This window comes from Streptomyces yaizuensis (assembly GCF_034961445.1).
Lineage (GTDB): Bacteria > Actinomycetota > Actinomycetes > Streptomycetales > Streptomycetaceae > Streptomyces > Streptomyces yaizuensis.
Genome location: NZ_BSBI01000002.1, coordinates 781,859 through 806,906 on the forward strand (window position 1 = coordinate 781,859; position 25,048 = coordinate 806,906).

Annotated in this window: 25 protein-coding genes; 8 read left to right on the plus strand and 17 right to left on the minus strand. The window is 70.3% G+C overall.

The features are described from left to right. Positions 1–30: 30 nt before the first annotated feature. A complete protein-coding gene (locus SYYSPA8_RS07200; protein WP_323446105.1) occupies positions 31–1,515 on the plus strand; it encodes a class I SAM-dependent methyltransferase in 1,485 nt (494 codons plus the stop codon). Then, complete coding sequence (locus SYYSPA8_RS07205) at positions 1,512–2,015, plus strand: hypothetical protein (protein ID WP_323446106.1); 504 nt, start codon at positions 1,512–1,514, stop codon at positions 2,013–2,015. Before SYYSPA8_RS07200 ends, SYYSPA8_RS07205 begins: the two co-directional genes overlap by 4 nt. Before the next feature lie 24 nt (positions 2,016–2,039). Here the strand turns inward: SYYSPA8_RS07205 and SYYSPA8_RS07210 are convergent, their stop codons facing one another. Further along, positions 2,040–2,402, minus strand: coding sequence for an ArsC/Spx/MgsR family protein (locus SYYSPA8_RS07210; protein ID WP_323446107.1), 363 nt, complete (start codon positions 2,400–2,402; stop codon positions 2,040–2,042). A 231-nt stretch (positions 2,403–2,633) separates the two neighbouring features. Between SYYSPA8_RS07210 and SYYSPA8_RS07215 the strand changes: the two genes are divergently transcribed. Next, positions 2,634–2,975, plus strand: coding sequence for a hypothetical protein (locus SYYSPA8_RS07215; RefSeq protein ID WP_323446108.1), 342 nt, complete (start codon positions 2,634–2,636; stop codon positions 2,973–2,975). 203 nt (positions 2,976–3,178) lie between these two features. Next, positions 3,179–4,531, plus strand: a complete 1,353-nt coding sequence (locus SYYSPA8_RS07220; protein ID WP_323446109.1) for a glycoside hydrolase domain-containing protein — start codon at positions 3,179–3,181, stop codon at positions 4,529–4,531. Here SYYSPA8_RS07220 and SYYSPA8_RS07225 read toward each other — a convergent pair. From SYYSPA8_RS07225 to SYYSPA8_RS07245, 5 genes are all read right to left on the minus strand, one after another. Next, complete coding sequence (locus tag SYYSPA8_RS07225) at positions 4,506–5,396, minus strand: MOSC domain-containing protein (protein ID WP_323446110.1); 891 nt, start codon at positions 5,394–5,396, stop codon at positions 4,506–4,508. The genes SYYSPA8_RS07220 and SYYSPA8_RS07225 overlap by 26 nt on opposite strands. Next, complete coding sequence (locus SYYSPA8_RS07230; protein ID WP_323446111.1) at positions 5,393–6,007, minus strand: GNAT family N-acetyltransferase; 615 nt, start codon at positions 6,005–6,007, stop codon at positions 5,393–5,395. The genes SYYSPA8_RS07225 and SYYSPA8_RS07230 overlap by 4 nt, the downstream gene beginning before the upstream one ends. An 86-nt stretch (positions 6,008–6,093) precedes the next feature. Continuing rightward, positions 6,094–7,029 (minus strand): hydroxymethylbilane synthase, encoded by a 936-nt coding sequence (hemC, locus tag SYYSPA8_RS07235; RefSeq protein ID WP_323446112.1) that lies wholly within the window; start codon positions 7,027–7,029, stop codon positions 6,094–6,096. A gap of 231 nt (positions 7,030–7,260) precedes the next feature. Further along, positions 7,261–8,958: a serine/threonine-protein kinase gene (locus tag SYYSPA8_RS07240; RefSeq protein WP_323446113.1), complete on the minus strand. Its 1,698-nt coding sequence runs from the start codon at positions 8,956–8,958 to the stop codon at positions 7,261–7,263. A gap of 127 nt (positions 8,959–9,085) precedes the next feature. Continuing rightward, on the minus strand, positions 9,086–10,981 hold the full coding sequence (locus SYYSPA8_RS07245) for a P-loop ATPase, Sll1717 family (protein WP_323446114.1): 1,896 nt from the start codon (positions 10,979–10,981) through the stop codon (positions 9,086–9,088). Between the two features lie 270 nt (positions 10,982–11,251). On the opposite strand from SYYSPA8_RS07245, the gene SYYSPA8_RS07250 reads away from it, so the two are divergent. Continuing rightward, positions 11,252–11,878, plus strand: coding sequence for a DUF5753 domain-containing protein (locus SYYSPA8_RS07250; RefSeq protein WP_323446115.1), 627 nt, complete (start codon positions 11,252–11,254; stop codon positions 11,876–11,878). A 47-nt stretch (positions 11,879–11,925) separates the two neighbouring features. Here the strand turns inward: SYYSPA8_RS07250 and SYYSPA8_RS07255 are convergent, their stop codons facing one another. The 5 genes from SYYSPA8_RS07255 to SYYSPA8_RS07275 form a co-directional block, all read right to left on the minus strand. Continuing rightward, complete coding sequence (locus SYYSPA8_RS07255) at positions 11,926–12,456, minus strand: AAA family ATPase (protein WP_323446116.1); 531 nt, start codon at positions 12,454–12,456, stop codon at positions 11,926–11,928. A 38-nt stretch (positions 12,457–12,494) separates the two neighbouring features. Then, positions 12,495–13,370, minus strand: coding sequence for a glycosyltransferase family 2 protein (locus tag SYYSPA8_RS07260; protein WP_323446117.1), 876 nt, complete (start codon positions 13,368–13,370; stop codon positions 12,495–12,497). Beyond that, positions 13,364–14,530, minus strand: coding sequence for a glycosyltransferase family protein (locus SYYSPA8_RS07265; RefSeq protein ID WP_323446118.1), 1,167 nt, complete (start codon positions 14,528–14,530; stop codon positions 13,364–13,366). Before SYYSPA8_RS07265 ends, SYYSPA8_RS07260 begins: the two co-directional genes overlap by 7 nt. A gap of 65 nt (positions 14,531–14,595) precedes the next feature. Continuing rightward, positions 14,596–15,300 (minus strand): hypothetical protein, encoded by a 705-nt coding sequence (locus SYYSPA8_RS07270; RefSeq protein WP_323446119.1) that lies wholly within the window; start codon positions 15,298–15,300, stop codon positions 14,596–14,598. Next, positions 15,297–16,442: a glycosyltransferase gene (locus tag SYYSPA8_RS07275; RefSeq protein ID WP_323446120.1), complete on the minus strand. Its 1,146-nt coding sequence runs from the start codon at positions 16,440–16,442 to the stop codon at positions 15,297–15,299. Before SYYSPA8_RS07275 ends, SYYSPA8_RS07270 begins: the two co-directional genes overlap by 4 nt. 145 nt (positions 16,443–16,587) lie before the next feature. Here SYYSPA8_RS07275 and SYYSPA8_RS07280 point away from each other — a divergent pair, with 145 nt between their 5' ends. Continuing rightward, on the plus strand, positions 16,588–17,571 hold the full coding sequence (locus SYYSPA8_RS07280) for a helix-turn-helix domain-containing protein (protein ID WP_323446121.1): 984 nt from the start codon (positions 16,588–16,590) through the stop codon (positions 17,569–17,571). A 23-nt stretch (positions 17,572–17,594) separates the two neighbouring features. Continuing rightward, positions 17,595–18,137, plus strand: coding sequence for a peptide deformylase (locus SYYSPA8_RS07285; RefSeq protein WP_323446122.1), 543 nt, complete (start codon positions 17,595–17,597; stop codon positions 18,135–18,137). Between the two features lie 286 nt (positions 18,138–18,423). On the opposite strand, the gene SYYSPA8_RS07290 is transcribed toward SYYSPA8_RS07285, so the two are convergent. The 3 genes from SYYSPA8_RS07290 to glnA all read right to left on the minus strand — a co-directional run bounded on the left by SYYSPA8_RS07290 (position 18,424) and on the right by glnA (position 21,916). Beyond that, a complete protein-coding gene (locus tag SYYSPA8_RS07290) occupies positions 18,424–19,275 on the minus strand; it encodes a PD-(D/E)XK nuclease domain-containing protein (protein ID WP_323446123.1) in 852 nt (283 codons plus the stop codon). Positions 19,276–19,390: 115 nt separating this feature from the next. Continuing rightward, complete coding sequence (locus SYYSPA8_RS07295) at positions 19,391–20,149, minus strand: DUF4365 domain-containing protein (RefSeq protein WP_323446124.1); 759 nt, start codon at positions 20,147–20,149, stop codon at positions 19,391–19,393. Positions 20,150–20,506: 357 nt separating this feature from the next. After that, positions 20,507–21,916 carry a type I glutamate--ammonia ligase gene (gene glnA, locus SYYSPA8_RS07300; RefSeq protein WP_323446125.1) on the minus strand — a complete coding sequence of 470 codons (1,410 nt, stop codon included), beginning with the start codon at positions 21,914–21,916 and terminating at the stop codon, positions 20,507–20,509. 223 nt (positions 21,917–22,139) lie between these two features. Here glnA and SYYSPA8_RS07305 point away from each other — a divergent pair, with 223 nt between their 5' ends. Further along, a complete protein-coding gene (locus tag SYYSPA8_RS07305) occupies positions 22,140–22,610 on the plus strand; it encodes an RDD family protein (RefSeq protein ID WP_323446126.1) in 471 nt (156 codons plus the stop codon). 95 nt (positions 22,611–22,705) lie between these two features. On the opposite strand, the gene SYYSPA8_RS07310 is transcribed toward SYYSPA8_RS07305, so the two are convergent. The 3 genes from SYYSPA8_RS07310 to lipA all read right to left on the minus strand — a co-directional run bounded on the left by SYYSPA8_RS07310 (position 22,706) and on the right by lipA (position 25,033). Further along, positions 22,706–23,416 carry a DUF4191 domain-containing protein gene (locus SYYSPA8_RS07310; protein WP_323446127.1) on the minus strand — a complete coding sequence of 237 codons (711 nt, stop codon included), beginning with the start codon at positions 23,414–23,416 and terminating at the stop codon, positions 22,706–22,708. A 10-nt stretch (positions 23,417–23,426) separates the two neighbouring features. Further along, the gene (locus SYYSPA8_RS07315; RefSeq protein WP_323446128.1) at positions 23,427–23,675 is read right to left on the minus strand and encodes an SCO2195 family GlnR-regulated protein; all 249 of its coding nucleotides are present in this window, start codon (positions 23,673–23,675) and stop codon (positions 23,427–23,429) included. 389 nt (positions 23,676–24,064) lie between these two features. Beyond that, positions 24,065–25,033 carry a lipoyl synthase gene (gene lipA, locus SYYSPA8_RS07320; RefSeq protein WP_323446129.1) on the minus strand — a complete coding sequence of 323 codons (969 nt, stop codon included), beginning with the start codon at positions 25,031–25,033 and terminating at the stop codon, positions 24,065–24,067. Positions 25,034–25,048: the final 15 nt, after the last annotated feature.

Genomic DNA, 25,048 nt, shown 5'->3' on the forward strand with positions numbered 1-25,048 from the left:
GACCGGCGGCCCCTGGCGTACCGTACGCGGGTGCAACTGCTGGAAATATCCGACCTGGTCGTCTCCCACGACCCGGTCACCCGTGAACGCCTCCCGGTCCGCCGTGACGCCGTCGTGGCCCGGCTGGCGGCGGCGGGCGACCGGCACGGCGCCCGGATCGCGGCCACGCTCCCCTGCGACGGGGACGGGGTGCTCGACCCCGTCGCCACCGACCGCCGGCTGGTCGCCGTCCACACCGAACTCCAGCGGCTCAACGAGGAGCTGCGCATCGGCGACCGCATCACCGAACTCCTCCGCCCGGTCCTGGCCGCCATCCGCGCCGCCGAACCCGGCCGGCCGCTCCGGGTCGTCGACATCGGCTGCGGCCTCGGCTATCTGATCCGCCGGCTCGCGGCCTCCGGTCCGCTCCTCGCCCCCGGTACGTCTGCCGCCCCCGGGACGCCCACGGCCCCGGGCGGCGGGCCCGGCGTCGAACTCGTCGGGGTGGACCACCACGCCGCCCTCGTCGCCGAGGCCGACCGCCTCGCCCGCGCCGAACACCTGCCGTGCCGCTTCGTCCGGGGGGACGCCTTCCGGCTCGACCAGCCCGCCACGGTCTACATCTCCAGCGGGGTGCTGCACCACTTCCGGGGGCCCGACCTGGACACCTTCTTCGCGGCGCAGTCCGTCACCGGGTCCGGGGCGGCGGCCTTCTGCCACTTCGACATCGCCGCCACCGGACTCGCCCCCGTCGGCGCGTGGATCTTCCACCGGGCGCGGATGCGGGATCCGCTGGGCCGCCACGACGGGGTGGTCTCGGCCCTGCGGGCGCACGACGACGGCACGCTGCTGCGCGCCGCCGCGCACGCGGAGGGAATGGTGCCGCTGGTGTACGAACCGCGCGCCCGCAGCAACCCCTTCTGCACCACGATCCGCCCGGTCCTGGGAATCCGTCCGGACCTCCTCCCGGCCCTGCGCACGGCCCTGGGCCGCCGCCCGTCGAACCGCCTGGCGACCCCGGACACCCTGCCGCCGCGCCCGCGCCCACCGTGGAACCCCTGGCTCCCGGGCACGCCCCGCCGCCGGGCCGCGACGGAGCCCGTGGAACGGTCGGCCGTACCGGAGGCGGCCGTACCGGAGCCCGTCGTACCGGGGCCGGGCGGCGACGGGGGCCGGCCCGCCCCCGTGGGTCCCGGCGTACAGGAGCCCGCCGTGGTGCGGCGGCCGCCGGGTGCGACAGGGGCCGGCCGGGCGCGGTCCGCACCGCCGCTGACGGCGGATGGTCCCAAGCCGGCCGTACCGGGTACTGGGCGTGCGGGGGAGAGCCGGACTGCGCCGGAGCCCGGCGTACGGTCCGGTACACCCCGGTCATCGGCGGCACCGGCCGCCACGGAGCCACGGTCCGCGCCGCGGCCCCTGGGCGCCGCCCCCGGTTCCGTACCCGCGCACGGCACCGCGGCGCCGGAACCGGCCGTACCGGACAGGGAGCCTCCGGGCGTCCCCGGTCGCGTCCCGCGCGGACGGAGCCCCCGGTGAGTGCCGTCCTGCTGCTGCTCCTCGGCCTCGCCGACGCCGCCTTCGCCGGGTTCCGGGCGTCGGCCGGCCGGGACGGGCGGATCCGCCGGGCCGCCGCCCACGCCCGGGCCGCCCGCCGGGGCGTCGCCCTCGGTGCCCCCGGGCTGCTGCTGACCGCGCTCGTCGCCGGGACGCTGCTGCTGACGGCCGGCAGCCCGGCGGACCGCTACGCCGAACTGGACGCGGCGGCCCGCCGGATGCTGCTCGTCCTCGCCCCGTACACCCTGGCCGTGGCCGTCTCGCTGGTCGCCTACCTCTGGGCCCCGCACCGGGTCGGCACCCTCGCCGTGGTCATCGGGCTCGGGCCGCTGACGCTGCTGCGTCCCCTGGTCGTCGCGGCCGGAGCCGTCGCCGCCGCCTGGGGTTCGCCCGCCGCCGGAGCGGTCGCGGTGACGGCGGCGGCGGGGGTGCTGCTCGTGGAGCCGCTGGTCCACCGCCGCTGGTACGCGACCCCGCTCTGACACCTCGCGGGCGGGCCCGCCGGTTCAGCGGCGGCCGAGCGCGTCCCGTACCGCCTCCTCCGTACGCGCCACCACCGCCGTCCCGTCGTCGGCGGTGATGATCGGCCGCTGGATCAGCTCGGGCCGCTCCGCCAGCGCCGCGATCCAGCGCTCGCGCGCGTCCGCGTCCCGGGGCCGGCCGGCGAGCCCCAGTTCGGCGGCGGCCGGCTCCTGGAGGCGGGTGATGTCCCAGGGCTCCAGGCCGAGCCGCCCCAGCAGCTCCCGGATCTCGCCCGCGCCCGGGGCGTCCGCCAGATAGTTCCGTACGGTGTACGTCGCGTCGGCCTCGTCCAGCAGCCGGAGCGCGCTCCGGGACTTGGAACAGGCCGGGTTAACCCAGATCTCCATGTCCCGACCCTACCGCCGCGACCCGCCCCGCTTACCCCGGTAAATACGGCCTGGCCAGGGCCGATTGTCAGTGCCGGGACCTAGAATGGGCAGTAGTTCGAGACGGTCCCGAGAGGGTCCGCGCAAGCCCGAGAAGAGCCAGCGAAGGGTCCGAGAAGAGCCCTGAGAAGGGTCCGCGAAGGCCCGCGAAGAGTCCGAGAAGGTTCCGCCACCGTGCCCGGAGGTTTGCCGATGGCCGCTGCCCACCTCACCACGATGCCCGCGTCCACCACCACCCGGCCGCGCCGGACCACCCGGTCCCGCCGGCCGGCCGAGACGGTCGTCACCGCCACCGTCTGCGCCCCGCTGCTGAAGCAGCCCCTCCCGCCGGGCCGGCCCCGGGAGTGGTACGTCACCCACAACCGGCGGCTGAAGGCGATGCGGCTGGCCATCGCCCTGCTCGACACGGGCGTCCACCACCCGGCCACCGCCGACAACGCCCGGATACGGGACACGGCGGAGCGGATCGGGATCCACCCGCCGTCCGACACCACCTGCCGGATGGTGCGGGCGCTGATCCGCTACGGCTGCTGATCGGGACCGGTGTGCCCGTACGGGTTCGCTCGTACGGGCACACCGGGCACACCGGGCATGACGGGTGTTCCTGCCCGTGTGCCCCGTACGGGGTTGCCGCGTGCCCGTATGGCGGCAGCCCGCCGTGTTGCGCACGGGCCGGGGCACCGCCCCGGGGCATCCTGGCCGCACCGGTCCACGCCACGCCACACCCCGGGGGTCCCATGCGGCTGACGCACCCTGCCCCACCGCCCGCCTCCCGGCACCGCAGCCCCGGCCGGCTCGCCGCCCTCGGGACGGCCGCGCTGCTGCTCGCCGCCTCGGGCCCGCCCGCCGCCGCGCAGCCGGCCACGTCCGTCGCCTACCCGGCGGGTGCGACCGCGACCCGGTTCACCGGCAGCGCCTTCGACACCTGCACCGCGCCCTCGCTCACCGCGATGCGGGCCTGGCGGGCGTCCCCGTACCGCGCCGTCGGCGTGTACGTCTCCGGCGTCAACCGCACCTGCGCCCAGCCCCGGCTGACGGCCTCCTGGGTGCGCTCCGTGTCCGCCGCCGGCTTCCGGCTGCTGCCGATCCACAAGGGGCTCCAGCCGCCCTGCGGGGCCCGCGCCCGCGACGCGAAGATCAGCCGGACCCCGGCGAAGGCCCGCGAACAGGGCACAGCGGCGGCGCAGGACGCGGTGGCCCGGGGCCGGGCGCTCGGGATGCGGCCGGGCAGCGCGTTCTACAACGACATCGAGCACTACGCCCAGACCGACACCGGCTGCCGTACCGCCGTGCTGTCGTACCTCTCCTCCTGGACGCGGGAACTCCACCGCACCGGCCATCTGTCGGGCGTCTACATGAACCTGGGCCAGGGCGCGAAGCAGCTCTCCGACGCGTACACCTCGACCCGGTACGCCCGCCCGGACGCCCTCTGGGTGGCGCGGTACGACAGGGTCGCGTCCCTCACCGGCTGGCGCGGCGTCCCCGCCACCCGGTGGGCTGCGCACCAGCGCGCCAAGCAGTACCGGGGGACGCACGACGAGCGCCACGGCGGGGTGACGATCAGCATCGACGGCAACCGGGTCGACGCGCCGGTCGCGACCGTCGCCCACACCTACCGGGTGACGGGCGCGGGCCCGCTGCTCGTGCGCTCCGGCCCGTCCCCCGCGTACACGGTGCTCCGCAGCCACGCGGCCGGGGCGTCGCTGGCGGTGGTCTGCCAGACACCGGGGCCGGCGGTGGGCCGCACCCGGGTCTGGAACCTGCTCGCCGGGGGCGGTTATGTCACCGACCACCAGGTCACCACACCGTCGGCCACCGGCTACAGCGCGCCGCTGCCGCGCTGCTCCCACCCGTACCAGACGACGGAGCCGGGCGGCGGTCTGGCGGAACGGACCGGTCCGGGGGTGTCGTACCCGGTCCGGGCGCGGCTGCCGCAGGGGTCGCTGGCCTGGGTGACCTGCCAGCGGACCGGATCGGATGTGGGCGGGACCCGGGTCTGGAACCGGCTGGCGAACGGCCGTTACGCGACCGACCGCCATGTGGCCACCCCCGGCACCACGGGCTTCAGCGCGCCGCTGCCCCGCTGCTGAGCCCCGTGAGGCCCGCGCTCCCCGCATGCCAGGCGACGGTGACGGTGTCGCCCACGGAGAGGACGCCGGGCCGGACGACGGCCGCCTTCGCCCCGAAGGTGACCTTGTTCTGGAGCCGGGCGTCGCGCCGGTAGGTGGAGAGGGTACGGACGGGCTCCGGCCCGTCCCGCTCGCCGGTGACCTGGTCCACCATCGGGACCGCGCACCGGGCCGCCGGGGTCGCGTGGGCGAAGGCGGCCGTACCGATCTCCATCCGCCGCATCACGTCCTCGGCGTGCGGCGCGGGGCAGCCGTCGAGCACGACGTTCGGCCGGAAGCGGTCCATGGGCACGGGCCGGCCGCCGTTCGCCGCGATCCGCGCGTTCAGGTCGTCCAGGGACTCCTGGGAGGCGACGAGGAGGGCGTGGGCGTCGGCGAAGGCGACCTTGCCCGGGGTCTCGCCCCAGCCGTCCCGGTCGAACCCGGGCACCACCCGCACCAGCCGGGCGCCGACCCCGAGCACGCCGGAGAACCACGCCGCGACCTCGTCGCCCTGGTCGACGGCCTCGCCGAGGGGCCTGCCGAAGAGGCTGACCGCACGCCGGGGCCCGTCCGGGACGACCGGCAGGAACAGGCTCTCCGTACCGTCGGCGGACAGCCGCAACCCGGCGCCGCCGTCCACGACCTCAGGCCGGACGGCGGCCATCCGGGGCAGCGTCCGCTGGCTGTGGAAGGTGCCCTCGGCCGGGTCCACGACCATGAAGGTCCGGTCGTGCTCCAGCCCGGTCTCCCCGACCCGCGCGGTGGGGACGTCCGTACCGGCGCAGCCCTTGACGGGGAAGTACGTCAGCCGCCGTACGGTGATCACGGCCTCGGCGCCCCTCATGCGGCCGCTCCCCGACGGCGGGCTTCCGCATCCAGCCGCTCCCTGACGGAGGGCCACTCGTCGGCGAGGACCGAGAAGTAGACGGTGTCCCGCCAGGTGCCGTCGGGCCGCCGCACATGCCGCCGCAGCACCCCCTCGCGCCGGCCGCCGATACGGGCGATGGCGGCCTGGGAACGCTCGTTGAGATGGTCGGTCTTCAGCTGCACCCGGCCCATGCCGAGTTCGTCGAAGGCGTGCGTGAGCAGCAGCAGCTTCGCCTCGGAGTTGACGGCGGTGCGCCAGTGGGCGCGGCCGTACCAGGTCCAGCCGATCTCCAGCCGCTCGTGCGCCGGGTCGATGTCGAGGAAGGTCGTCCAGCCGACGGCCCGGCCGGTCTCCAGCAGCACGACGGCGAAGGCGACGACCGCGCCCCGCTCGGACTCGGCCAGCAACTGCCGGACGGTTTCGGCCAGCTCCTCGGGCGTCCGGGGGGCCGGGGTGCTCAGCCAGCGCCAGACCTCCTCGTCGCCGCCGCCTGCGGCGAAGAGATCGGGGACGTGCGCCGGGGTGAGGGGTTCCAGCCGGATATGGCGTCCGGTGAGGACAACGGGCAGGGGAGTCTTCGCGGGCATGCTCCCGAAAGTAACCCGAATCTGCACTAGCCGCAACGATATTCGCACTAGTGCAAAGCTCTCACCTGGGGTGTCACCGTGTCGCCTCAGTGCGGGATGCCGTCGATCAGCTCGCGGGCGCCCTGGCGCAGCAGCGCCACCGCCACCGACGTCCCCAGGGTCGCGGGATCGAGCGGACCGGCCCACTCGTGGGCGTTCAGGACCCGCTTGCCGTCGGGCGTGAAGACCTTGGCGCGCAGCGACAGATCACCACTCGGCTCCGCCCGCGCGTACCCGGCGATGGGGGAGTTGCAGTGCCCCTGGAGCACATGGAGCAGCATCCGTTCGGCGGTGGTCTCCCGGTACGCGGCCCGGTCGCCGAGGGCGCTCACCGCCTCGATGGTGACCTCGTCGTCCTCCCGGCACTGGAGCGCCAGCACCCCGGCCCCGATCGGCGGGCACATCGCCTCGACGGACAGCACCTCGCTGACGACGTCCATGCGCCCGATCCGCTCCAGACCCGACACGGCGAGCAGCAGCGCGTCGGCGTCCCCGGCGGCCAGCTTCTCCAGCCGGCGGTTCGCGTTGCCCCGCATCGGCACGCACTCCAGCTCCGGATGGGAGGCGGCGAGCTGTGCCACCCTGCGCACGGACGAGGTCCCGATCCGGGTCCCGGCGGGCAGTTCGTCCAGGGTCAGCCCGCCGGGGTGCACGAGCGCGTCCCGGATGTCGTCCCGCCGCAGGAACGCGGCGAAGGTGGTCCCGGCGGGCAGCGGCCGGTCGGCGGGGATGTCCTTCACGCAGTGCACGGCGAGATCGGCTTCCCCGGCGAGCAGCGCCGCGTCCACCTCCTTGGTGAACGCCCCTTTCCCGCCGAGCGCGGCGAGGTCCCCCATCCACCGGTCCCCGGACGTGGTCACGGGCACCACCTCGGTCCTGACCCCGAGCCGCAGCACGGCCAACTCAGCGCGGACGCGCTCGACTTGGGCGAGGGCCATGGGGGACGACCGGGACACGATCCGCAGCACTTCAGCGTCAGACATGCCGAACACCCTAGAGGGTCCCCGGGCCCACTTCCGGCCCCCGCGCCGGGCCCCGGCCCGGGCCCGTCAACCTGGCGGTCCGCCTACCTCGGGCGATACGAAAGGACCGCTCTTACACGTGATTTCAGGACAATCTCGCGGGAGGGGTTCCGGGGGCGGTCGGTGCGTGCTGCTCGGTGCCCCAGGTCTCCCTGGCAACGCCGCGGATCCCCGTCCCCGGGCCTGGATCGATCACGCCGGTGGTGCCGACCACTCCTTGATCCGTTGTGCCAGACGGGCGATATTGGCCAGGGCGCTGTCACGGTCGGCAACGAGCTTGGCGAGGTACTCGTCGACCTGCTCGCGGTCGTAGCCCCGCCGCACCAGCTCGAACCCGAACCGGTCGGCACGGCTCCTATCCGCACGCTCGACCCGGTTGTTGACCTCGGCGATGATGTCCTCGACCTGGTGCCGTGCGTCCGCGTACCGGTCGTCGTTCTGCGCGACGTCCGGCGAGGCGAGTTGCAGCTCTTGCGTGAGCCTTTCCAACCTGTCGATCAGCACGAGCGCGGCGTCGCGGTCGCTGACGAGGAGGGTGATGTACTGGTCCACTTGCCCGCGGTCGTAGCCCCGCCGAACCAGCTCGAATCCGAAGGGTGAACTCCGGTCCCCGGTGGCACGGTCCATGCCGACCGTGCGCTGATGCCCGGCTTCGGCGCGGGGAGGGGCCGCCTTGGCGTCGGCCGCGACGATCTGTTCCGCCTGACGTCGCGCCGCCTCCACGGTCCTGCGTGCGTCCCGCTCGGCGTCGTTGCGCAGTTTCACGGCCTCCAGACGGAGCTCTTCGCACCGGTGCTCGACCTCGGCCAGCCTCTGCATGGCCTTGGCCTCCCGAGCGGCGAGGTCACGGGCGGTCTGTTCGCGGCGCTTGGCGAGGTTGGTCTCGAAGTCGGCGGCGGCTCGCGCCGCTTTGGCCCGGGTCTCCTCGAAGTGAGCGTCGGCGGCCTGTCGCCTGGCCGCGCCGTGCTCCTCCGTATCCCGCCAGACCTGCCATGACTTCCTGAGGATCCGACCGGCGAGGGAGTCCTCGTGCCCCAGGTGGACAACGTTCAGAACGTCTCCGCCGGACAGTGCGGCGGCGTGGTCGATCAAGAGCGTGGTCAGCACATCGTGGACGGCGGCGGCATCAGCCGGCCGGTCCTCCGGTCGCTTGGCGAGCAGGCCCATGATCAGATCGTTCAGCGCTCCGGGGATGCCCTCGGCCAGAGCGCTCGGCTCGACCGGTGTCTCCTGCACCTGCATGCGGAGCACCGCCAGCATGCTGGTCCCGGTGAAGGGCGGCCGACCGGTCACCGCGTGGTAGAGGAGGCAGCCCAGGGAGTAGAGGTCACTGCGGTGATCGATCTCCCGGACACCCTCGGCCTGTTCCGGAGACATGTACGGCGGGGAGCCGAGCAGGGCACCGGTGGCGGTGAGGTCGTGGGAGGACAGGGTGTCGCCGACGAACTTGGCGATACCGAAGTCGAGAACCTTGACCGTGCCCTCGGGGGTGAGCAGGACATTGGCCGGCTTGATGTCCCGGTGGACCACACCGTGGCCGTGCGCGGTGTGCAGGGCCTGGGTGATCTGCGCGGCCCATCCGACAGTGAGCGGCCAGGCGGGCACGGACGTCTTGAGCCGGTGGTGGAGAGAGGTACCGGGGACCAGCTCCATCACGAGGTAGAGGGTCTGGCGCCCGTTGACCGGGACCTCGCCCCAGTCGTGGACGGTCACGATGTTCCGGTGGGCGAACCGCCCCGCCGACTGCACCTCGCGCTGGAACCTGGCCTTCGTCCCCGCCTCGCTCGTGCGGGGCAGCGCGTCGACGAGTTTGACCGCCACGTCGCGCCGCATCCGCTCGTCCTGCGCGGACCAGACCTCGCCCATGCCGCCCGCACCGAGACGTTCCATGATCCGAAACCGTTCGGCGAGCAGAATGCCCCGCACGTGCGTCCTCCCCAGTCGGCCTTGTGTTCCCGCCGCGCGGCGGTCTGTGACGCGGAATCCCCTGGAAGGCGTCCGTTCGATGCCCCGGGAGTCAGTATCCCAACGAGTTGCCCGAGCTGCCGAAGGAGCCGCCCGCCACGCGGCGCAGGCGCCTGGCCTCCTCCTCGATGCGGTGGGCGACGCCGCCGGTGCCCGAGGCGTCGTCCAGCCCACTGGCGAGGAGCTGCGCGGCGAGGGCGGTGAAGTAGTGGGCGGTGGACAGGAGATGGCCGTCCGCGTCGAAGGGGCCCCCACTCGTGGAGAGGCCCTGGGCATCGTCGAGGACCCGGCCGATCTGCTGGGTGATCTCGTCCCGGGCATCCGGTGCCAGGTCCACCGCCCGGCCGACCTGGGAGAGGATGGAGTGGCAGGAACGGGTGAGCTCACGCAGCAGTCGGTGATCCCGGTTGAAAGCCGTCGTCCCCGCCGACCTGACATTTCCCTGGGCGATGCGATGGCTTGCCAGAAGCGGCTCGTAGCGGCGCAGATCGATCGCGCTGGTGGCACCGAGCGCCTCGCGGAAGCAAGGGTGGACGTGGAACTCCGGTTCGTGCGGCTGCACCGGCAGGTCGTCGTCGCCGGCGAACACCACGTCGTTTCCGCGCCGCACCCCGAGGAAGCCCACCCCATACAGGACGTCGATCACTCCGGAGAGCGTCAGCGCGTCGGCATACGCGGGAAACAGCCGGTGGAGCGTCTCGGCCGCCGCGTCGAAGCGGCTGCTGAGAGCCGAGCGGGTGACCACGTATCCGGTGTTCTGGAAGAGAGGGAAGAGATGCTTGAGGAACGGATGGGCGACCAGGTACTCCAGGGACAGATCCTTGAGCTTCCACGCGGAGAACTGCCGGCCGGCCTGGAGGACGTCGGCCTCCGTGATCCGGTCCCGGGCGTGGACCAGCCAGGCCGTCTCCTGGCAGAGGTTCAGGAACTGGATCGCGTCCCGCGGCCGGGGCAGACAGCGGCTGAAGAGGTACTGTGCGGTCTCCTCGCCCCGGACCCTCTCCGGGAAGATCTCCCGCCACAGCTGCCGCGCGGTCAGCTCCGCCCCGGCGGAGGCCCGCGCCCGGGCCAGGGCGAGATCGCGCAGGGTCTGTTCCGTCCAGGCGATCCGTAATTCGTCGCCGTGGAATTTGTCGCCTTCCCCGAACGACAGCGAATCGTAGATGTCGGAGCGCAGGAACAGCGACAACCGCACGTTCCGCCCGTAGACGCCCGCCGCGTACTTCGCCGCCAGCAGCAGTCCGATCACCATCGAGTTGCTGTCCGGCTCGGCGGACCACACCTGCTCCAATTGGTCGACCATGAGCAGCAGGGGCCCGTGGCTCTCGCAGCCCAATTCGACAAAGGCCCGCGCCGCCCCTTGCTCGACGACCTCCAGCTGCCGGGCGGCCCGTGCGCCCTCGGACAGCGGCTGTGCCATGTCCAGGCTGGCCTTGACGCCGAACGCCTCCAGCGACATGGAGGTCTGCAGGGCCCTCGCCCCCTGCGCCAGGCGGTCCCCCAGCCGTCCACCGGTCAGCTGCTCGTTCTGCTTGAGGAAACGCTCCAGCGCCTTCACCGATCCGGGCTTGCGGCCGTGCGCGGCCTTCGCGTGCGTCACCAGGTGGCGCGCGGCGTGCACGGCGAAGACGTAGCGCCAGATCAGTGCTCGCGCCGAGTCCCCGGGCAGCCCCTGGAGCTCGAACCGCCTGATCTCCTCCCCCGCGGCCTCGTCCGGAGTGACCAGGATTTTCCCCTCGTGGGGAACGCCGTCCGCCATCAATTGCATGCAGATGGCGCTCTTGCCGGAGCCCTTACGGCCGATGATCAGCATCTTCCGTCCGGTCACCGCCGCCCGGTAGGCGGCGGTGGACAGGAACCCGCCCCGTAACAGCAGCCCGTCCGTCACATCCCGCTCGGCGTCCTCGCGCCCGAAGTGCAAGTCCGCGAGAGCTGATCGCTCAGCCACCCTTGTCCCCCTGATGTCCTGCCACCGGCCCCGCACCGGTCCACAGCCCACACCGTATCCGTACGGACCGACACCGGAGTCCTGAACTCCCGCTCCAGGGGGTGGAGATGGTGGCAGAGGCCGTCGGCCGGCCCCCGTGTCCGGCACGATGAACCACGGAGAGTTCGGCTGCCGGCCGTCCGGCCCGGCCGGCGGGTGCGGGCCCCGGCCCCGGAATCCGTCCGCTTCGCCGGCACGGTCCGCACAGGAAATGACTCAGGAGGAAATGCGATGACCAGTTCCGTGCCATGGCAGGAGCGTCTGTCCACCGGTACCGAGGCGATCCAGGACGAGGTGGTCCGCCGGTACCAGGAGACGCGCGAGGGTGTGGCGTATGTGCCCGCCATGATCTGGGGGACGCTTCAGACGGAGGCGTACGCCACGGTGATCCTGGGCCAGGTGGTCGAATTCCTGGGAGTCCCGAACGACGTGCCGGCGGGTGTCGCCAAACGTATGCAGCGCCAGCAGGTGCTGTACGACGGTGAGCACAGCTACGACGTCGTTCTCGGGGAACAGGCGCTCTACACGGACATCGGCGGACCCGAGGTCATGTGCGAGCAGATCGACCGGATCCTCCGCGATATCGACCTGCCTTCGCTCACGCTCGGGATCGTTCCCGCGTCGGCCCGAGTGAACATGCATCCCGTCCACGCCTTCAACATGTACGGCGACGAGGTCCATGTGGAGTTGGTCTCCTCGGGCGTGACCGTCACCGAGCCGGACGAGCTGGCCCTCTACCGCAAGGCGTTCGCCAGGATGCGTGAAGCGGCCCTGCACGGCGATGCCGCCAAGGAACTCCTGCGGAAGGCCCTGTCCTTCTGGACCGGCGCCCCGTCCCGCGATCAGGGCATTCGCTAGAAAACATGGCACATGGCCTACAGGTCGCAGGGGGCGATCAGGGGCACTCAGCCTTGAGTGTGCCGGGCTGCGGCCAGTGCTGTCAGGAGTGCCTCCTGGTCTCCGGTGTGGACGATGACTTCCTCGTCCTCCGCCGGGGTGTCGAAGCGGGCGAAGAAGTCGTCGAGGGCTTCGGGAGTGACGGTGAGGGCGTTGGCGTCCTCGCGCTGGTTGCGTTCGGCCAGGCGTCGTAGCAGTTCGTCGCGGTCGGCGGGGAGATAGACGACGACGGGGTGGCCGCCTGCTTGACGGGCGGCCTCCCGCCATGCGTCCCGGTCGGTGCGGCGCCACAGCCCGTGGTCGAGGACGACGTCGTTCCCGGCCTGGAGTTCCTTGGTGAACCGTTCCCGGATGGTCTCGACGGCGGGTCGCTCGCGCTCGAAGTAGGTGTGCTCGGGGTAGTCCACGCCGTACCGGCCGTGGAGGCGGTGGACCTCTTCGTCCACGGACAGCCGGACGTAGCCGTGGCGGGTGAGCGTCTGGGCGACGGTGGTCTTGCCGGAGCCGGTGAGGCCGGCCAGGAGAACGGCGAGGGGCACGGGGTCATCCCTTCCGCGACGGGCGTGCACGAGCGCGGTCATTTTCCCCGATCCCGGGTGGAGCCGGCGGACGGCCGCCAGGCGGTGACGATGTCGCGGGCCTCGGCGGGCCAGGTGTCCGGCATCCGGTCCAGGCTCACCCGCCGGAACGCGAACCGTGGATCGCCGGTGTCGATCGAGCCGCTGTGCTGGCGAACGTGTGACAGGAGACGAGCGGCTTCGTCGCGTACAGCCGGGGTCTGCTCCTGCCAGGTGCCCGTCGAGAAGTGCTGGACCCTGCGGCGGAGGTCGTCCAGGACGCCGGAGCGCCACTTGAAGTGGTGAACGGCGCAGAGGCGGTCCGGGTCCGGTCGGTGTCCGGGGGATCGGTGGTTGCCGGAGGAGACGGGGATGTCGTGGCGGACCAGGACGATCTTGCGGGGGTCACCGTGCAGGAGCCGGTGGGTGAGATGGCCGCCGAGGGGGTACGCGTGATCCAGCCCGTCTTCGGGGCGCCAGCCGGTCAGATGCCCAGTCGCGGTGACGCGGTCGAGCATCAGCCCGCCCACGGCCCGGTGTCCGGAGTGTTCGGCCTGGTCGATTACCTCGGGGAGAGGTGCGGCGTACTGCTGGAATTCGTCGGCGTCAGCGAGCAGATGCCAGCCGCGTCCGGCGTGGTGCCGCAGGGCGTCGCGGAGCTGTGTGTTCGTGTGCTCGTGCCAAGGGCCGGTCGAGGTACCGGTGGGAACGATGCCCAGCTCCCGGCAGGCTGCCTGGAGCCGGTGCTGCTGGGCGTCGGGAACATGCTCGGGGAAGTGGAAGGCGATCAAGAAGCGTTCGGCGCCGAGCTTCCGGTAGTGGTGGACCCATGCCTCGAACAGAGAGGGCTCGACGGGCCCGACGACGGCGATCAGAGCCGGAGGTGTGTTCAGCATCGGGACTCCGTGCTCGTGAGCGAGGCGAACGTCCGAGTGAGGAAGTCGGCCTGATCTGCGCCGGTGGGCATCCCCAGAAGGCCAGGCGCCTCGGGGCCGGGGCGCTCGGGCGGGTGGCGGATGACGCTGTGCAGAGCGTGGGCGAGGCCGTCCGGGTCGCCCGTGGGGAACGTGAGGGCCCACGGCCGGCCCCGGAGCCGGCCGGTGAGCGCGGGGTCGTGATCAGAGACGATCAGTGGGACGCCGAGCCGGGCGGCGTCCATCACCAGGCCGGACTCCTTGCCGACCCCGGGGCGCCGCGCGACGAGGGCAGCGTCGGCCGCGCCGTAGACGAGCCGTAGCGCGCACTCCGCGACGGGTCCGGGGATCACGTGCAGGTGGAGGAAGGGGAGGCTCCGCCAGCGCGCGAGCACCGAATCGTCCAGCGGATCGCCCGTGACCACGAGGTGCAGCGGTTCCCTCAGCCGGGCCAGGGCGGTGTCGATGACATCGAGGTCCTTGTACGGCCACCAGCCGCCGACCAGGCAGACCACGGCACCGGTGCCCGGGATCCCGAAGGCCGTCCGACCACTTTCGCGTTCGGTATCGGTCAGACGGCGATCGTCATCGACCGCGAAGGGCCGGATCACGGCCAGCAGGCCGGGGAAGTCATCGGCGAACTGATCACAGACCGCCTGGGTCGGATACATGGCGATCACTCGCTGCTCGCCCCTGCGGGCCAAGCAGCCGATGAACCGCACGAAGGCGTCCTCCGTCGTCACAGCCTCATGAACGAATCGCAGATGCGGTTGGCCGCCGAGGAGCGCTGCCGCGCCGTGAAGGGCTTCGCTCGCGGTGAGGATCACGACCGCGCCGGCGTCATGCTGTAGCCGACGGGCGGTCCGCAGCGCTGAGGCTTCGGCCAGGCAGCGGGCGATGAGGGTGATCTGGTGTGGCAGCCGCCGCAGCCGGTCCGGCCATCGACGAGAGCGAAAGACCCGCCGGACGACCGTCGAAACACCAGCGAGGAGGCGTGATGCGGCGAAGAATCCGGCGGAGACACGCCCCACGGGCACGGTCACCGTTCGCGCTTCCGTCTCCCGGAGCGCGGCCACCACATCGGGTGCGATTCCGTTCAGGGCGACGACCAGGCTGCCGGGTCGTGCCTGGGCGAGCGCCACCAGAGTGCGCTGATGATGCCCTCCCAACCGATCGGCGTACGGCTCGATCAGGACGAGTGGCCTGGTCATCCGGAAATCGCCTGATCCCCGTGGTCCGTAGTGAACCTGTGCCGTAGCCACGACGGGTCGTTCAGCCGCTCGAACCGGTCCGGGTGACGGGCGGCCTCGTTCGCGAAGGCGACGCCCTCCCGAGCCCCTGCTGCGGCGAAGGCGGCGAACTCGCCGTCGCTGCTGCGCTGCCAGGCCTCCACCCGCCAGCGGGCGTCGCCGTCGGCCATGCCGTACTCGCTGCCGCGGGTGAGCATCGCGCACTCCCGGAAGCCCGCCTTCCAAGAGTGAAAAGGGCTCTGGTTGAAGCGGGTGACGCCGGCGGCCTGTTCGGCGAACTCGACGCGTCCGGGCAGTGCGGCGAGGACGTCCACCGCCTCGCCCATCTCCCGCAGAGCGCTGCGGCGGATGAGCTTGAGCCCGCCGTAGCCGTAGGTCAGGCCGTTGACGGGGTTGACCGCGCGCCACACGCGCATGGAGACGCCCTCGTCCAGGGGCTCCACAGCGGTCGGGGCGAAGCCCGGGTCGAGGGCGAAGTCGCCGTCGGCGAGGAAGAACTGCTCATGGTCGACGGCCTCGGCGCACAGTCGGTAGGCCCGACGCATCCCGTGCACTCCGTGTAGGCGCTTCACAGCGCCCCCGAGGGTCCGCTGGAGGCGGGAGTGGAGGGAGTCGGCCATCGGTTCGTCGTACGAGAGGAAGACGGCATCGAAGCCGGTCACGAGATCGCCTCCAGATAGCGGGCGGCGACCAGCTCGGGGGTGAAGTCGGCCGTGGAGGCATGGGCGCGCTTGGCATGCAGGGCGTGGAACGCGTCGTCGGAGGCCAGCCGCTCGGTCAGGGCGACCGCCTCGGACGTGGTGGTGAAGCACAGCTCGGGGTCGATGTGCTCGGCGAGCCAGCCCAGGCGGGGCGAGATGACGGGCAGGCCCATGCCCTGGCAGTCGATCACGCTCATCGACCACGGGCAGCCGGGCCGGAACGGAGCGATGCCGAAGCGCCCGCCGGCCAGCAGATCCCGGTAGCGGACCCGGTCGCCCCGGTCCGAGACGATCTGGACGTGGGGCAGGGCGGCCAGCTTCTCCCGCATCCTCTCGGGGCTGTCGTTCAGCCCCGTTCGGGCCGCGCTGCGCTGCCCGAACAGGTCCATGACCCGAAGCCGCACCGAGCCGGAGGCCGTGAGATCGCGCGCCAGGTCCACGAATTGTTCGGTGCCGTAGTGCGCGTACAGCCTGTGGTTGTAGATCCCGATGGACTCGCCGCCGCTGGTGGTGATGGGGGCCCGAACCAGACGCTCGTCACGCGGAGCTGGCACCTCCCGCAGCCGATCGCCCACGTCCACGGTCAATCGGTCAGCGGCGGCCGAGACCCAGGAGGCGGCCGTGGAGGAATGCACCAGGACTCGGTCACACGCGGCCAGGCCGGCGGCGAACGCGAGCAGCACCGGCCAGCCGAGCCCGGCGTCGTCCAGGGACGGGTCGGCCAGGAGCTGTCCGTCGTCGAAGGAGAACGGCAGATAGTGGCAGTACCCGGCCAGCAGCGCGCCGGAGCCCGCTTCCAGCAGGGCCGTACGGATCGCGGGTGCCTCCTCGACCTGGTTGGCCACCACGACATCCGGCTTCTCGGCCCGGATGAGGGCCACCAGCTCGTCGATGTCCGCCGAGAAGCGGGCGCGGTACTTCGTTCCGGGCAGCTTCGTCTGCCGGAAGCCGCACCGGTCGTCCCCGGCCGGTGCCGGCGCGGCGATTGTCACCTCGGCTCCGGCGTCCGCGAGCGCCGGGGCGAGCAGGTCGGCGAAGATCCAGCCGGAGTCCGAGGACAGCCGGTCGGGGTTGGAGATGTTCAGCAGGTACAGCACGCGCATGATGCGTCGCCTCCGTCATCCGCCCGGGGATCGATCCGGGCCGCTGAGGGAAGGAAAGCCGCGACGTGGCCCATGACGGGATGATGAAGTGGGATCACTCACGGTTCATTCATGCTCACCGAAGATGACACGGGGCGAGGGTTTGATGGACACCCAGGACGAGGAGATCACCGCCGAACAGGCAGCCGAGGACTTCGCAGCCGAGGTGGCCCGCTGGCGTGAGGTACGGGGTCTGTCCAAGCGGGCGTTAGCGCAGGCCATGGGTTTTGATCCCTCCTACGTCAGCCACGTGGAATCCGGTCGCCACAAGCCCAGCGCGGAGTTCGCCCGGCTCGCCGACGAGGTCATGAACTCGGGCAAGGCAATCTGGCGCCGCTGGCTCGACTACGAACAGGCGAAGTCCAGAGAGATCCGAGCACGGCGCCCACCCGCAGCCCCGCCGGCCCAGCGCAGGCCCGAGCAGCCATACGCCGCAGGCTCCGCCCTCGTCGTCGAACACGACGCCGCCCACCTCCACTACGACGGCCGCGCCTACCGGCTCACGATGCGACGACGGCTCCGGAACACAGGCACCGAACCGGTCACCCGCTACCTGATCCGCATCTCAGTCGACCGCTACCCCGGCGACCCGGAACAGTCCAACGCCCACTACCGAGCCCATCCGCTCACCTGGGACGAACTCGACCTCACCGCCACCTGCCGGGGTGAGGCAATGCGCTGGCAGGCCAAGCACGACCGCGATGCCTTCAAGGAGATCTGGCTGCTGTTCGACAACGAACACGGCCGCTTCCCCCTCTACCCCGGCGAATCCGTCTGGATCGAATACGCCTACACCGTCGGCGACGACAAATGGGGCAACTGGTTCCAGCGCGCCGTCCGCCTGCCCACCGAACAGCTCGAAGTCCAGCTCGCCTTCCCCGCCGCCCTTGACCCCGTGGTCTGGGGCACCGAGACCTCCATGACCGCCGAAGCCTCCCCGCTCCGCACCCCACCCGTCCGCCGTGACGATGGCGCGGAGCGGACTTTCACCTGGATCACGACCACACCCGCCTTGCACGCTCGGTACCGTCTGGAGTGGCGGTTCCGCGCGCGACCCGAACACGATATGGAACAAGGGGAGTTCAGTTGACGGACGTTCGACCCAGCCGACAGATGCGCGACCTTGGTGTTGTCCAGGAGGGTGCCGCCATCCTCGTAACCCCGGCCCGTCCCTTTGATCTGCCCGCCGAGCGCGACGAGGCCGAGCGCATCGTGGACGAACTGTTCGCCGCCCTCCACCGCATCAGCCAGGTCCACCCCTTCGCCAAGGGCATGGGCATCGCGGCCCCCCAGATCGGCATCGGCCGCGCCGCCGCCGTCGTTCAGCCGCCGGGAGTTGCGCCGGCGATCATCATGCTCAACCCACGGATCACAGCGCGCGTGGACGCGAGCGACGAGCAGTACGAGGGCTGCCTGAGCTTCTTCGACGTCCGCGGCCTCGTCCCCCGCCCCCTGGAGATCACGGCGGAGACCACGACCCTGAGCGGCGAGACCGTGACCACTGTGTACGAACGTGGCCTCGCCCGCCTGATCCACCACGAGATCGACCACCTTGACGGCCTGTTGTACACCGCCCACATGCGAGCCGGAGTGACGCCGATTCCCGTGGAGGAGTACCGGCAGGGCGGACAGGCGTGGTCGTACAGCCGGTCATGAAATGCGAGGGCGGAATCCGTCTGCTCGAACAGACGGAGGCGTACGCCACGGTGATCCTGGGGCAGGTGGTCGAAATCCTGGGCGTTCCGAACGACGTTCCGGCGGGGTCGCCAAGCGCATGCAAAGCGATGTTCTTCTGGACCGACACCCCACGCGGCTGACTGCACGACCGAGGGCCGCCACCTCCAAGAGACTAGGCGATGCCGACCGCGCTGGCACCTGGCGGAAGCCCCGCGCGCGGTGCATGATCCCGGCAAGGCGGTGCTGGATAGACAGGCAGGATGACTCATCCATGCACAACCACGACGCGCACGGGCAGGAGGGAGCCCGAATCGCTCAAGTCGTCACTAAAGCCGTCGGAATTATCGATTTGACGCTCAGGGTCGTAAACAAGCGCAAAGAGGCCTCGAACCTCAGAATGTCGTCCGTATCCGAAAATGTCATCGACAAGCTGTGTCTTCACCTTGGCCCGTGTCAACGAGCGATTCATCATCTTCGCTTCGACTGCAATGCCCTCTTTTCGCAGCAAGAAGTCGATCCGATAGGAATTACCGGCCCAGCTGGGAGTGGTTTCCTCCGCTCGCACGTCATCAAAATGGATCACCAGCAGGGCATGGAGGATCCGCTGAAGATCATACTCGTCACCCATGGGAAGACCTGGCCGGCCGTGAATGGGGCGTTGTAGGACGCTCATCGCGGCGGGGAGGCGGCGCGACATTTTGGATAGAGCTTCGAACGTGCCAAATGTCTCGGAGGGGTAAACCCGGCGACCAGAGGCTCGTTTGAGTATATTCTTTTGCTCTCGGAATGGCTCACGAAAGCACGTCTCGAACGGATATTGCCAGATGCCGTGACTCTTCAGAGGTCTGGGCATCCAATCGTAGAGCGCCCACTTTTTGTGCGGATCTTGCACGTATTGTTTAATGCGGGGTTTGATGAGGGTTCCTTCGTACTGCTCACGAAACCTCTCCAGGGATGAATCCGGAAGAAAGGTCAACGCTTCCGCGTACCACTGCTGATATCGATCCCGTAATTCAATCGCGCCCTCCTGTGTCGATTCCTCGCTCTGTGCGCGCTGTGCAATATTCTCCAAGGCGTCGCTTTCTCCGAGGAGATCATCAATCTTATTACTGCTCAACACGGCTATGTGTACTGCCTTTTACTTGAATACCCGTCGTCCAAGACGATTCGGGCACGAGGGCGGCGTAGAGGGATCCATCAAGGGCGACTCGATGGTGGAGGGTCAGCGCAGGTCAGGCAGAGTTGTGGTGCTCGATCGGGCGACGCCACCACTCCGTGGACTTGAAGCAGCTCATCAGCCAGTGGGCTTCCGCGGTATCCAGGATGATGTGGCCGATCGTCGCGATCGGATGGAAGCGGAGCATCCCTTCCTGGATACGTACCGGCTCCCAGTCCAAGTCGTGGTGCAGCAGGACGGCGTGCGGCTCCCCACGGCGCTGCCAGAAGACCATGGGCTCGGAGACTTCGTTCTCGAAGGGTTTGACGATGTCGCCCGGAGTGAACTCGACGTTCGCCATATCGGCCCATCTGCCGACTCCCTCGCGTTCCCGGATGAGATAGCCCCGCATGGCTTGCACGAACAGGTCGAGGCTCGTGTCGTCCAGCACGGACTCCCGGGAAACGACGATCGACCTGACCGTTTTACGCAGCGCCTGTGCCCGCCGGAGTTGACGGGTGGCATTTGCCCAGAAGAGACCGCCGCGCTCAGGGTCATGGATCACACAGAGCACCGGGAGGCTGCCGTCGCGCCAGTTCCCTCCATGGTCACCGACCTTGACCCGGTGCCCACGTCCAGTGCGAGTCGACGTCCCGCCTTTCACCTGCATGAACACGGAGTCCTCCGTGCGCTGCCCGTCATGGACGAACGTCACATGAAGGTCCTCGCCATGGTCATTACCGCCGTCGATCTCCTGCACGATGTGGCCGTGGCGTTCCAGCAGTGCACGTACCTCGTTCACCGCCATGCGTCCGATGCGACGGCTCTCGGTCACCTTTGGCACTGAATCCCCCTCGTAGTGAGCGACATTCAGGTTACCGCTGGCCACTGACAGACCAGGGGGCTTCGGTGAGTCATGGCTTGGCTCCGGGCCCCGCGGAGACTCTGTCCGGGCGCGAGCCGACCTTGATCGAATCGTCGCAGCCCGGACAGCCGACGAGGGCCGCTGCCCTCGTACGGGGTAGCGGCCCTCGTGGTGCGCTGGCGTGGCGTCAGGGAATCGGCCGGGCGGTGCACACGCGGTGCACAAGGGAGGTAGAAGTCAACGGTGACAGCGAGAACTGTTGAGAACAGTTTTCGCAGGTCAAAGCCCGTTTACAGGACTTCCGCCCAGGTCGTCCCGCCCTGCCTCTTAGATGTCGAAGTACAGCTCGAACTCGTGCGGGTGCGGACGCAGCTGGATCGGGGCGATCTCCTGCGTGCGCTTGAAGTCGATCCAGGTCTCGATCAGGTCGGCCGTGAAGACGCCGCCCGCCTGGAGGTACTCGTTGTCCGCCTCCAGGGCGTCGAGGACCGCCGGGAGGGAGGTCGGGACCTGCGGGACGCCCGCGTGCTCCTCCGGGGCCAGCTCGTAGAGGTCCTTGTCGATCGGCTCGGCCGGCTCGATCTTGTTCTTGACGCCGTCGAGGCCGGCCAGGAGCAGGGCCGAGAAGGCGAGGTAGGGGTTGGAGGACGGGTCCGGGGCGCGGAACTCGACGCGCTTGGCCTTCGGGTTGGAGCCCGTGATCGGGATGCGCATCGCGGCGGAGCGGTTGCGCTGCGAGTAGACCAGGTTGACCGGCGCCTCGAAGCCCGGGACCAGGCGGTGGTACGAGTTCACCGTCGGGTTGGTGAAGGCCAGCAGCGACGGGGCGTGCTTGAGGATGCCGCCGATGTAGTAGCGGGCGGTGTCCGAGAGGCCCGCGTAGCCCTGCTCGTCGTAGAAGAGCGGGAGGCCGCCCTGCCACAGCGACTGGTGGACGTGCATGCCCGAGCCGTTGTCACCGAAGATCGGCTTCGGCATGAAGGTCGCGGTCTTGCCGTTGCGCCAGGCGACGTTCTTCACGATGTACTTGAAGAGCATCAGGTCGTCGGCGGCGGCGAGCAGCGTGTTGAACTTGTAGTTGATCTCCGCCTGGCCGGCCGTGCCCACCTCGTGGTGCTGGCGCTCGACCTGGAGGCCCTGCTTGTCCAGTTCGAGGGAGATCTCGGCGCGCAGGTCGGCGAAGTGGTCGACCGGGGGAGCCGGGAAGTAGCCGCCCTTGTAGCGGACCTTGTAACCACGGTTGTCCTCGACCGCACCGGTGTTCCAGGCGCCCGCCTCGGAGTCGATGTGGTAGAAGCCCTCGTTCGCGGAGGTGTTGAAGCGCACGGAGTCGAAGACGTAGAACTCCGCCTCCGGGCCGAAGTACGCGGTGTCCGCGATGCCGGTGGAGGCGAGGTAGGTCTCGGCCTTCTTGGCGATGTTGCGCGGGTCACGGCTGTACTGCTCGCCGGTGATCGGGTCGTGGATGAAGAAGTTGATGTTGACCGTCTTGTCCCGGCGGAACGGGTCCAGGCGGGCGGTCGACAGGTCCGCGCGCAGCGCCATGTCGGACTCGTGGATCGCCTGGAAGCCACGGATCGACGAGCCGTCGAACGCCAGCTCCTCGTCCGGGTCGAACGCCGCGGCCGGGATCGTGAAGTGCTGCATCACACCGGGCAGGTCGCAGAACCGGACGTCGACGAACTTCACGTCCTCGTCGGCGATGTACTTCTTCGCGTCGTCGGCGTTCTGGAACATCCAACTCCTCCTACTCCCGTCCCCGGGTCGGTGGGGCGGGGTTGCGGCTGTCGCGGCCAGTGCGGTGGCACACGCGGGACCGACCTTAGGCAGACGGGATTTCTCCAGCATGACCCATTTGTTTCGCTCAGGTTAACCAGGAGGTCGGAGCCCTCGGCGACGCGGCCACCGGTACCGCCCGGGCCGCCGGAAAGATCCGAAACGGGCACAGTACCGTGGACGGGTGGACAACAGGCAAGCAATCGGATCGTGGCTCTCCGGGCCCCGTGCGGCGGCCGAGGACATGGGTGTCGAATTCGGACACCGGGGCAAGCGGCTCGGCCTGCCGGAGGCAGGACCGGGCTCCATCGCCCCCCTCGGACGGCGCTTCGGTGCCCTCTTCATCGATTGGGGGCTCTGCTTCCTGATCGCGTACGGGCTGCTCGCCCGCGGTGAACCCGCCCAGACGCAGTCCAACTGGGCGCTGGGCATCTTCCTCGCCCTCCATGTGCTGACCGTCGGCACCGTCGGCTTCACCCCCGGAAAGCGGCTGCTCGGCATCTGGGTCGTCGCCGCCGACGGGGGCCGGCTCACTCTCGGCCGGGCCGTGGTGCGGAGCGTTCTGCTCGCCCTGGCGCTCCCCGCCCTGATCTGGGACCGCGACGGGCGCGGTCTCCACGACCGCCTCTCCCGTTCCGTCCAGGTCCGGATGTAGAGAAAACTCCAGCGAGCAGAAGACAGCAAGACACGGCAGAGGGGCCTCCGGACGGAATCCGGAGGCCCCTCTGGCATGCAGTCTGCGTCGCGCGATCAGCGCATCTTCGGGCCGCCGCGCGGCATCCGCATGCCCTTCGGCATCGGACCCTTCGGCAGCGGCATGTTGCTCATCAGGTCGCCCAGCGCCTTCAGCCGGTCGTTCGCCGCCGCCACCTGCGCGCCCGAGAGGATCCGGGGCAGCTTCAGCATCGTCGTACGGACCTTCTTCAGCGGCACCTGGCCCTCGTCCGTGCCGACGACGATGTCGTGCACCGGTACGTCGTAGACGATGCGCGCCATCTTCTTCTTCTCGGCGGCCAGCATCGGCTTCAGCCGGTTCGGGTTGCCCTCGGCCACCAGCACGATGCCCGCCCGGCCGACGGCCCGGTGGATCACGTCCTGGCTGCGGTTCATCGCCACCGCCGGCGTCGTGGTCCAGCCGCGCCCCACGTTCTGGAGCACCGCGGCGGCCGCGCCCGGCTGGCCCTCCATCTGCCCGAAGGCCGCCCGCTCGGCGCGTCGTCCGAAGACGATCGCGACCGCGAGGAAGGCGATCAGGAAGCCCAGAATGCCCAGGTAGACCGGGTAGCCGAGCCAGAACCCCAGGCCGAGGAAGGCACCGAAGGTGACGATTCCCACAGCCGCGAGGATCAGCGCGACCTTGGGGTCGGCCTTCCGGGTCATCTTGTACGTCAGAGCGATCTGCTTCAGTCGCCCCGGATTCGCAGCGGCATCAGCGCTGTCAGAGTTAGCCTTCCTCGCCATAAAGCGAAGTTTACGTGGCCTTCGGGCCCCGGACAGCCACGGCCTCCAGTACGTGCTGGGTCTCGACCCGGTCCCTGGCCCGGCGCCGGTCCTCCAGGACCGCCGTCCAGGCGTTCCGCCGGGCGGTCCGCTGACCCCCGCCGAGCAGCAGGGACTCCATGGCGCGCAGTGCTCCGGTGACGGACGGGATGGCATGGGCGCGCACCAGGCGCGCCGAGCTGAGGGACGGACGGATCGGGCGTACTGGCGCCGCCTGCATGGCTGTGGCCCCCTCGGGACGGTCGGTCGGTCGACAGGTGGTGGGTGCTCTCCGCCCCGGCCGGTGCGGACGGCGTCGGGCGGGCGTGCGGTCCCCGGTGGTGCGAGGTGCAAAGCTCGGTGGTGCAAAGCTCAGTGGTGCGGCGGTGCGGCGTAGTGCGACGTGCGGCGGTGCGTGAAGCAACGGTTACTCGTCGGTGTTACCAGTGCGTGTCCGGGGGGTCAAACCCCAATGAAACCTATACGCGCCCCCGCTAAAGCCTGACGCGACCCGTACATCCCCCTCGACCTGCGGGGGAGTACGGGCCGCGCCGTGAGCAAGCGGTTACCGATGGGTAAGTGCTTGTGCTTCAATTCACAGACTGCCCGGGATCCGGGCGTACGCGGACGTCAGACCGCCTGCGCCGCCGCGACCTGCTCCGTGCGCCGCTCGATGGCCTGCCCGTAGAGCCGGCCCGCGCGGTACGAGGACCGCACCAGCGGCCCCGACATCACACCGGAGAAGCCGATCTGCTCGGCCTCGTCCTTCAGCTCCACGAACTCCATCGGCTTCACCCACCGCTCCACCGGGTGGTGCCGCACCGAGGGCCGCAGATACTGCGTGATCGTGATCAGCTCGCACCCCGCCTCGTGCAGCTGCCGCAGCGCCTCGCTGACCTCCGCGCGCTCCTCGCCCATGCCCAGGATCAGATTGGACTTGGTGACGAGCCCCGCCTCGCGGGCACGGGTGATGACGTCCAGCGAACGCTCGTAACGGAAACCGGGGCGGATCCGCTTGAAGATCCGGGGCACGGTCTCGACGTTGTGCGCGAAGACCTCGGGACGGGAGTCGAAGACCTCCGCCAGCAGCTCCGGCACCGCGTTGAAGTCGGGCGCCAGCAGCTCCACCTTGGTGCGGCCCTCCGCTCGCCCGGCGGTCTGCTGATGGATCTGCCGCACGGTCTCCGCGTACAGCCAGGCACCGCCGTCCGGGAGGTCGTCCCGGGCCACACCGGTGATCGTGGCGTAGTTCAGGTCCATCGTGACGACGGACTCGCCGACCCGGCGGGGCTCGTCACGGTCGAGCGCCTGGGGCTTGCCGGTGTCGATCTGGCAGAAGTCGCAGCGCCGGGTGCACTGGTCGCCACCGATGAGGAAGGTCGCCTCGCGGTCCTCCCAGCATTCGTAGATGTTGGGACAGCCCGCCTCCTGGCAGACGGTGTGCAGGCCCTCGCCCTTCACCAGATTCTGCATCTTGGTGTACTCGGGGCCCATCTTCGCCCGGGTCTTGATCCACTCGGGCTTGCGCTCGATGGGGGTCTGGGCGTTCCGGACCTCCAGGCGAAGCATCTTGCGTCCGTCGGGTGCGACAGCGGACACGTCGGCGCCCCTTTC

Bases quoted from the DNA above. Each gene is read 5' to 3' on its own strand.
- glnA (WP_323446125.1), bottom strand. From the start codon at position 21,916: ATGTTCCAGAACGCCGACGACGCGAAGAAGTACATCGCCGACGAGGAC.
- hemC (WP_323446112.1), bottom strand. From the start codon at position 7,029: ATGTCTGACGCTGAAGTGCTGCGGATCGTGTCCCGGTCGTCCCCCATG.
- SYYSPA8_RS07250 (WP_323446115.1), top strand. From the start codon at position 11,252: ATGACCAGTTCCGTGCCATGGCAGGAGCGTCTGTCCACCGGTACCGAG.
- SYYSPA8_RS07315 (WP_323446128.1), bottom strand. From the start codon at position 23,675: ATGCAGGCGGCGCCAGTACGCCCGATCCGTCCGTCCCTCAGCTCGGCG.
- SYYSPA8_RS07285 (WP_323446122.1), top strand. From the start codon at position 17,595: ATGCGCGACCTTGGTGTTGTCCAGGAGGGTGCCGCCATCCTCGTAACC.
- SYYSPA8_RS07220 (WP_323446109.1), top strand. From the start codon at position 3,179: ATGCGGCTGACGCACCCTGCCCCACCGCCCGCCTCCCGGCACCGCAGC.
- SYYSPA8_RS07310 (WP_323446127.1), bottom strand. From the start codon at position 23,416: ATGGCGAGGAAGGCTAACTCTGACAGCGCTGATGCCGCTGCGAATCCG.
- SYYSPA8_RS07215 (WP_323446108.1), top strand. From the start codon at position 2,634: ATGGCCGCTGCCCACCTCACCACGATGCCCGCGTCCACCACCACCCGG.
- SYYSPA8_RS07275 (WP_323446120.1), bottom strand. From the start codon at position 16,442: ATGCGCGTGCTGTACCTGCTGAACATCTCCAACCCCGACCGGCTGTCC.
- SYYSPA8_RS07280 (WP_323446121.1), top strand. From the start codon at position 16,588: ATGGACACCCAGGACGAGGAGATCACCGCCGAACAGGCAGCCGAGGAC.
- SYYSPA8_RS07230 (WP_323446111.1), bottom strand. From the start codon at position 6,007: ATGCCCGCGAAGACTCCCCTGCCCGTTGTCCTCACCGGACGCCATATC.
- SYYSPA8_RS07260 (WP_323446117.1), bottom strand. From the start codon at position 13,370: ATGCTGAACACACCTCCGGCTCTGATCGCCGTCGTCGGGCCCGTCGAG.
- SYYSPA8_RS07210 (WP_323446107.1), bottom strand. From the start codon at position 2,402: ATGGAGATCTGGGTTAACCCGGCCTGTTCCAAGTCCCGGAGCGCGCTC.
- SYYSPA8_RS07240 (WP_323446113.1), bottom strand. From the start codon at position 8,958: ATGGAACGTCTCGGTGCGGGCGGCATGGGCGAGGTCTGGTCCGCGCAG.
- SYYSPA8_RS07225 (WP_323446110.1), bottom strand. From the start codon at position 5,396: ATGAGGGGCGCCGAGGCCGTGATCACCGTACGGCGGCTGACGTACTTC.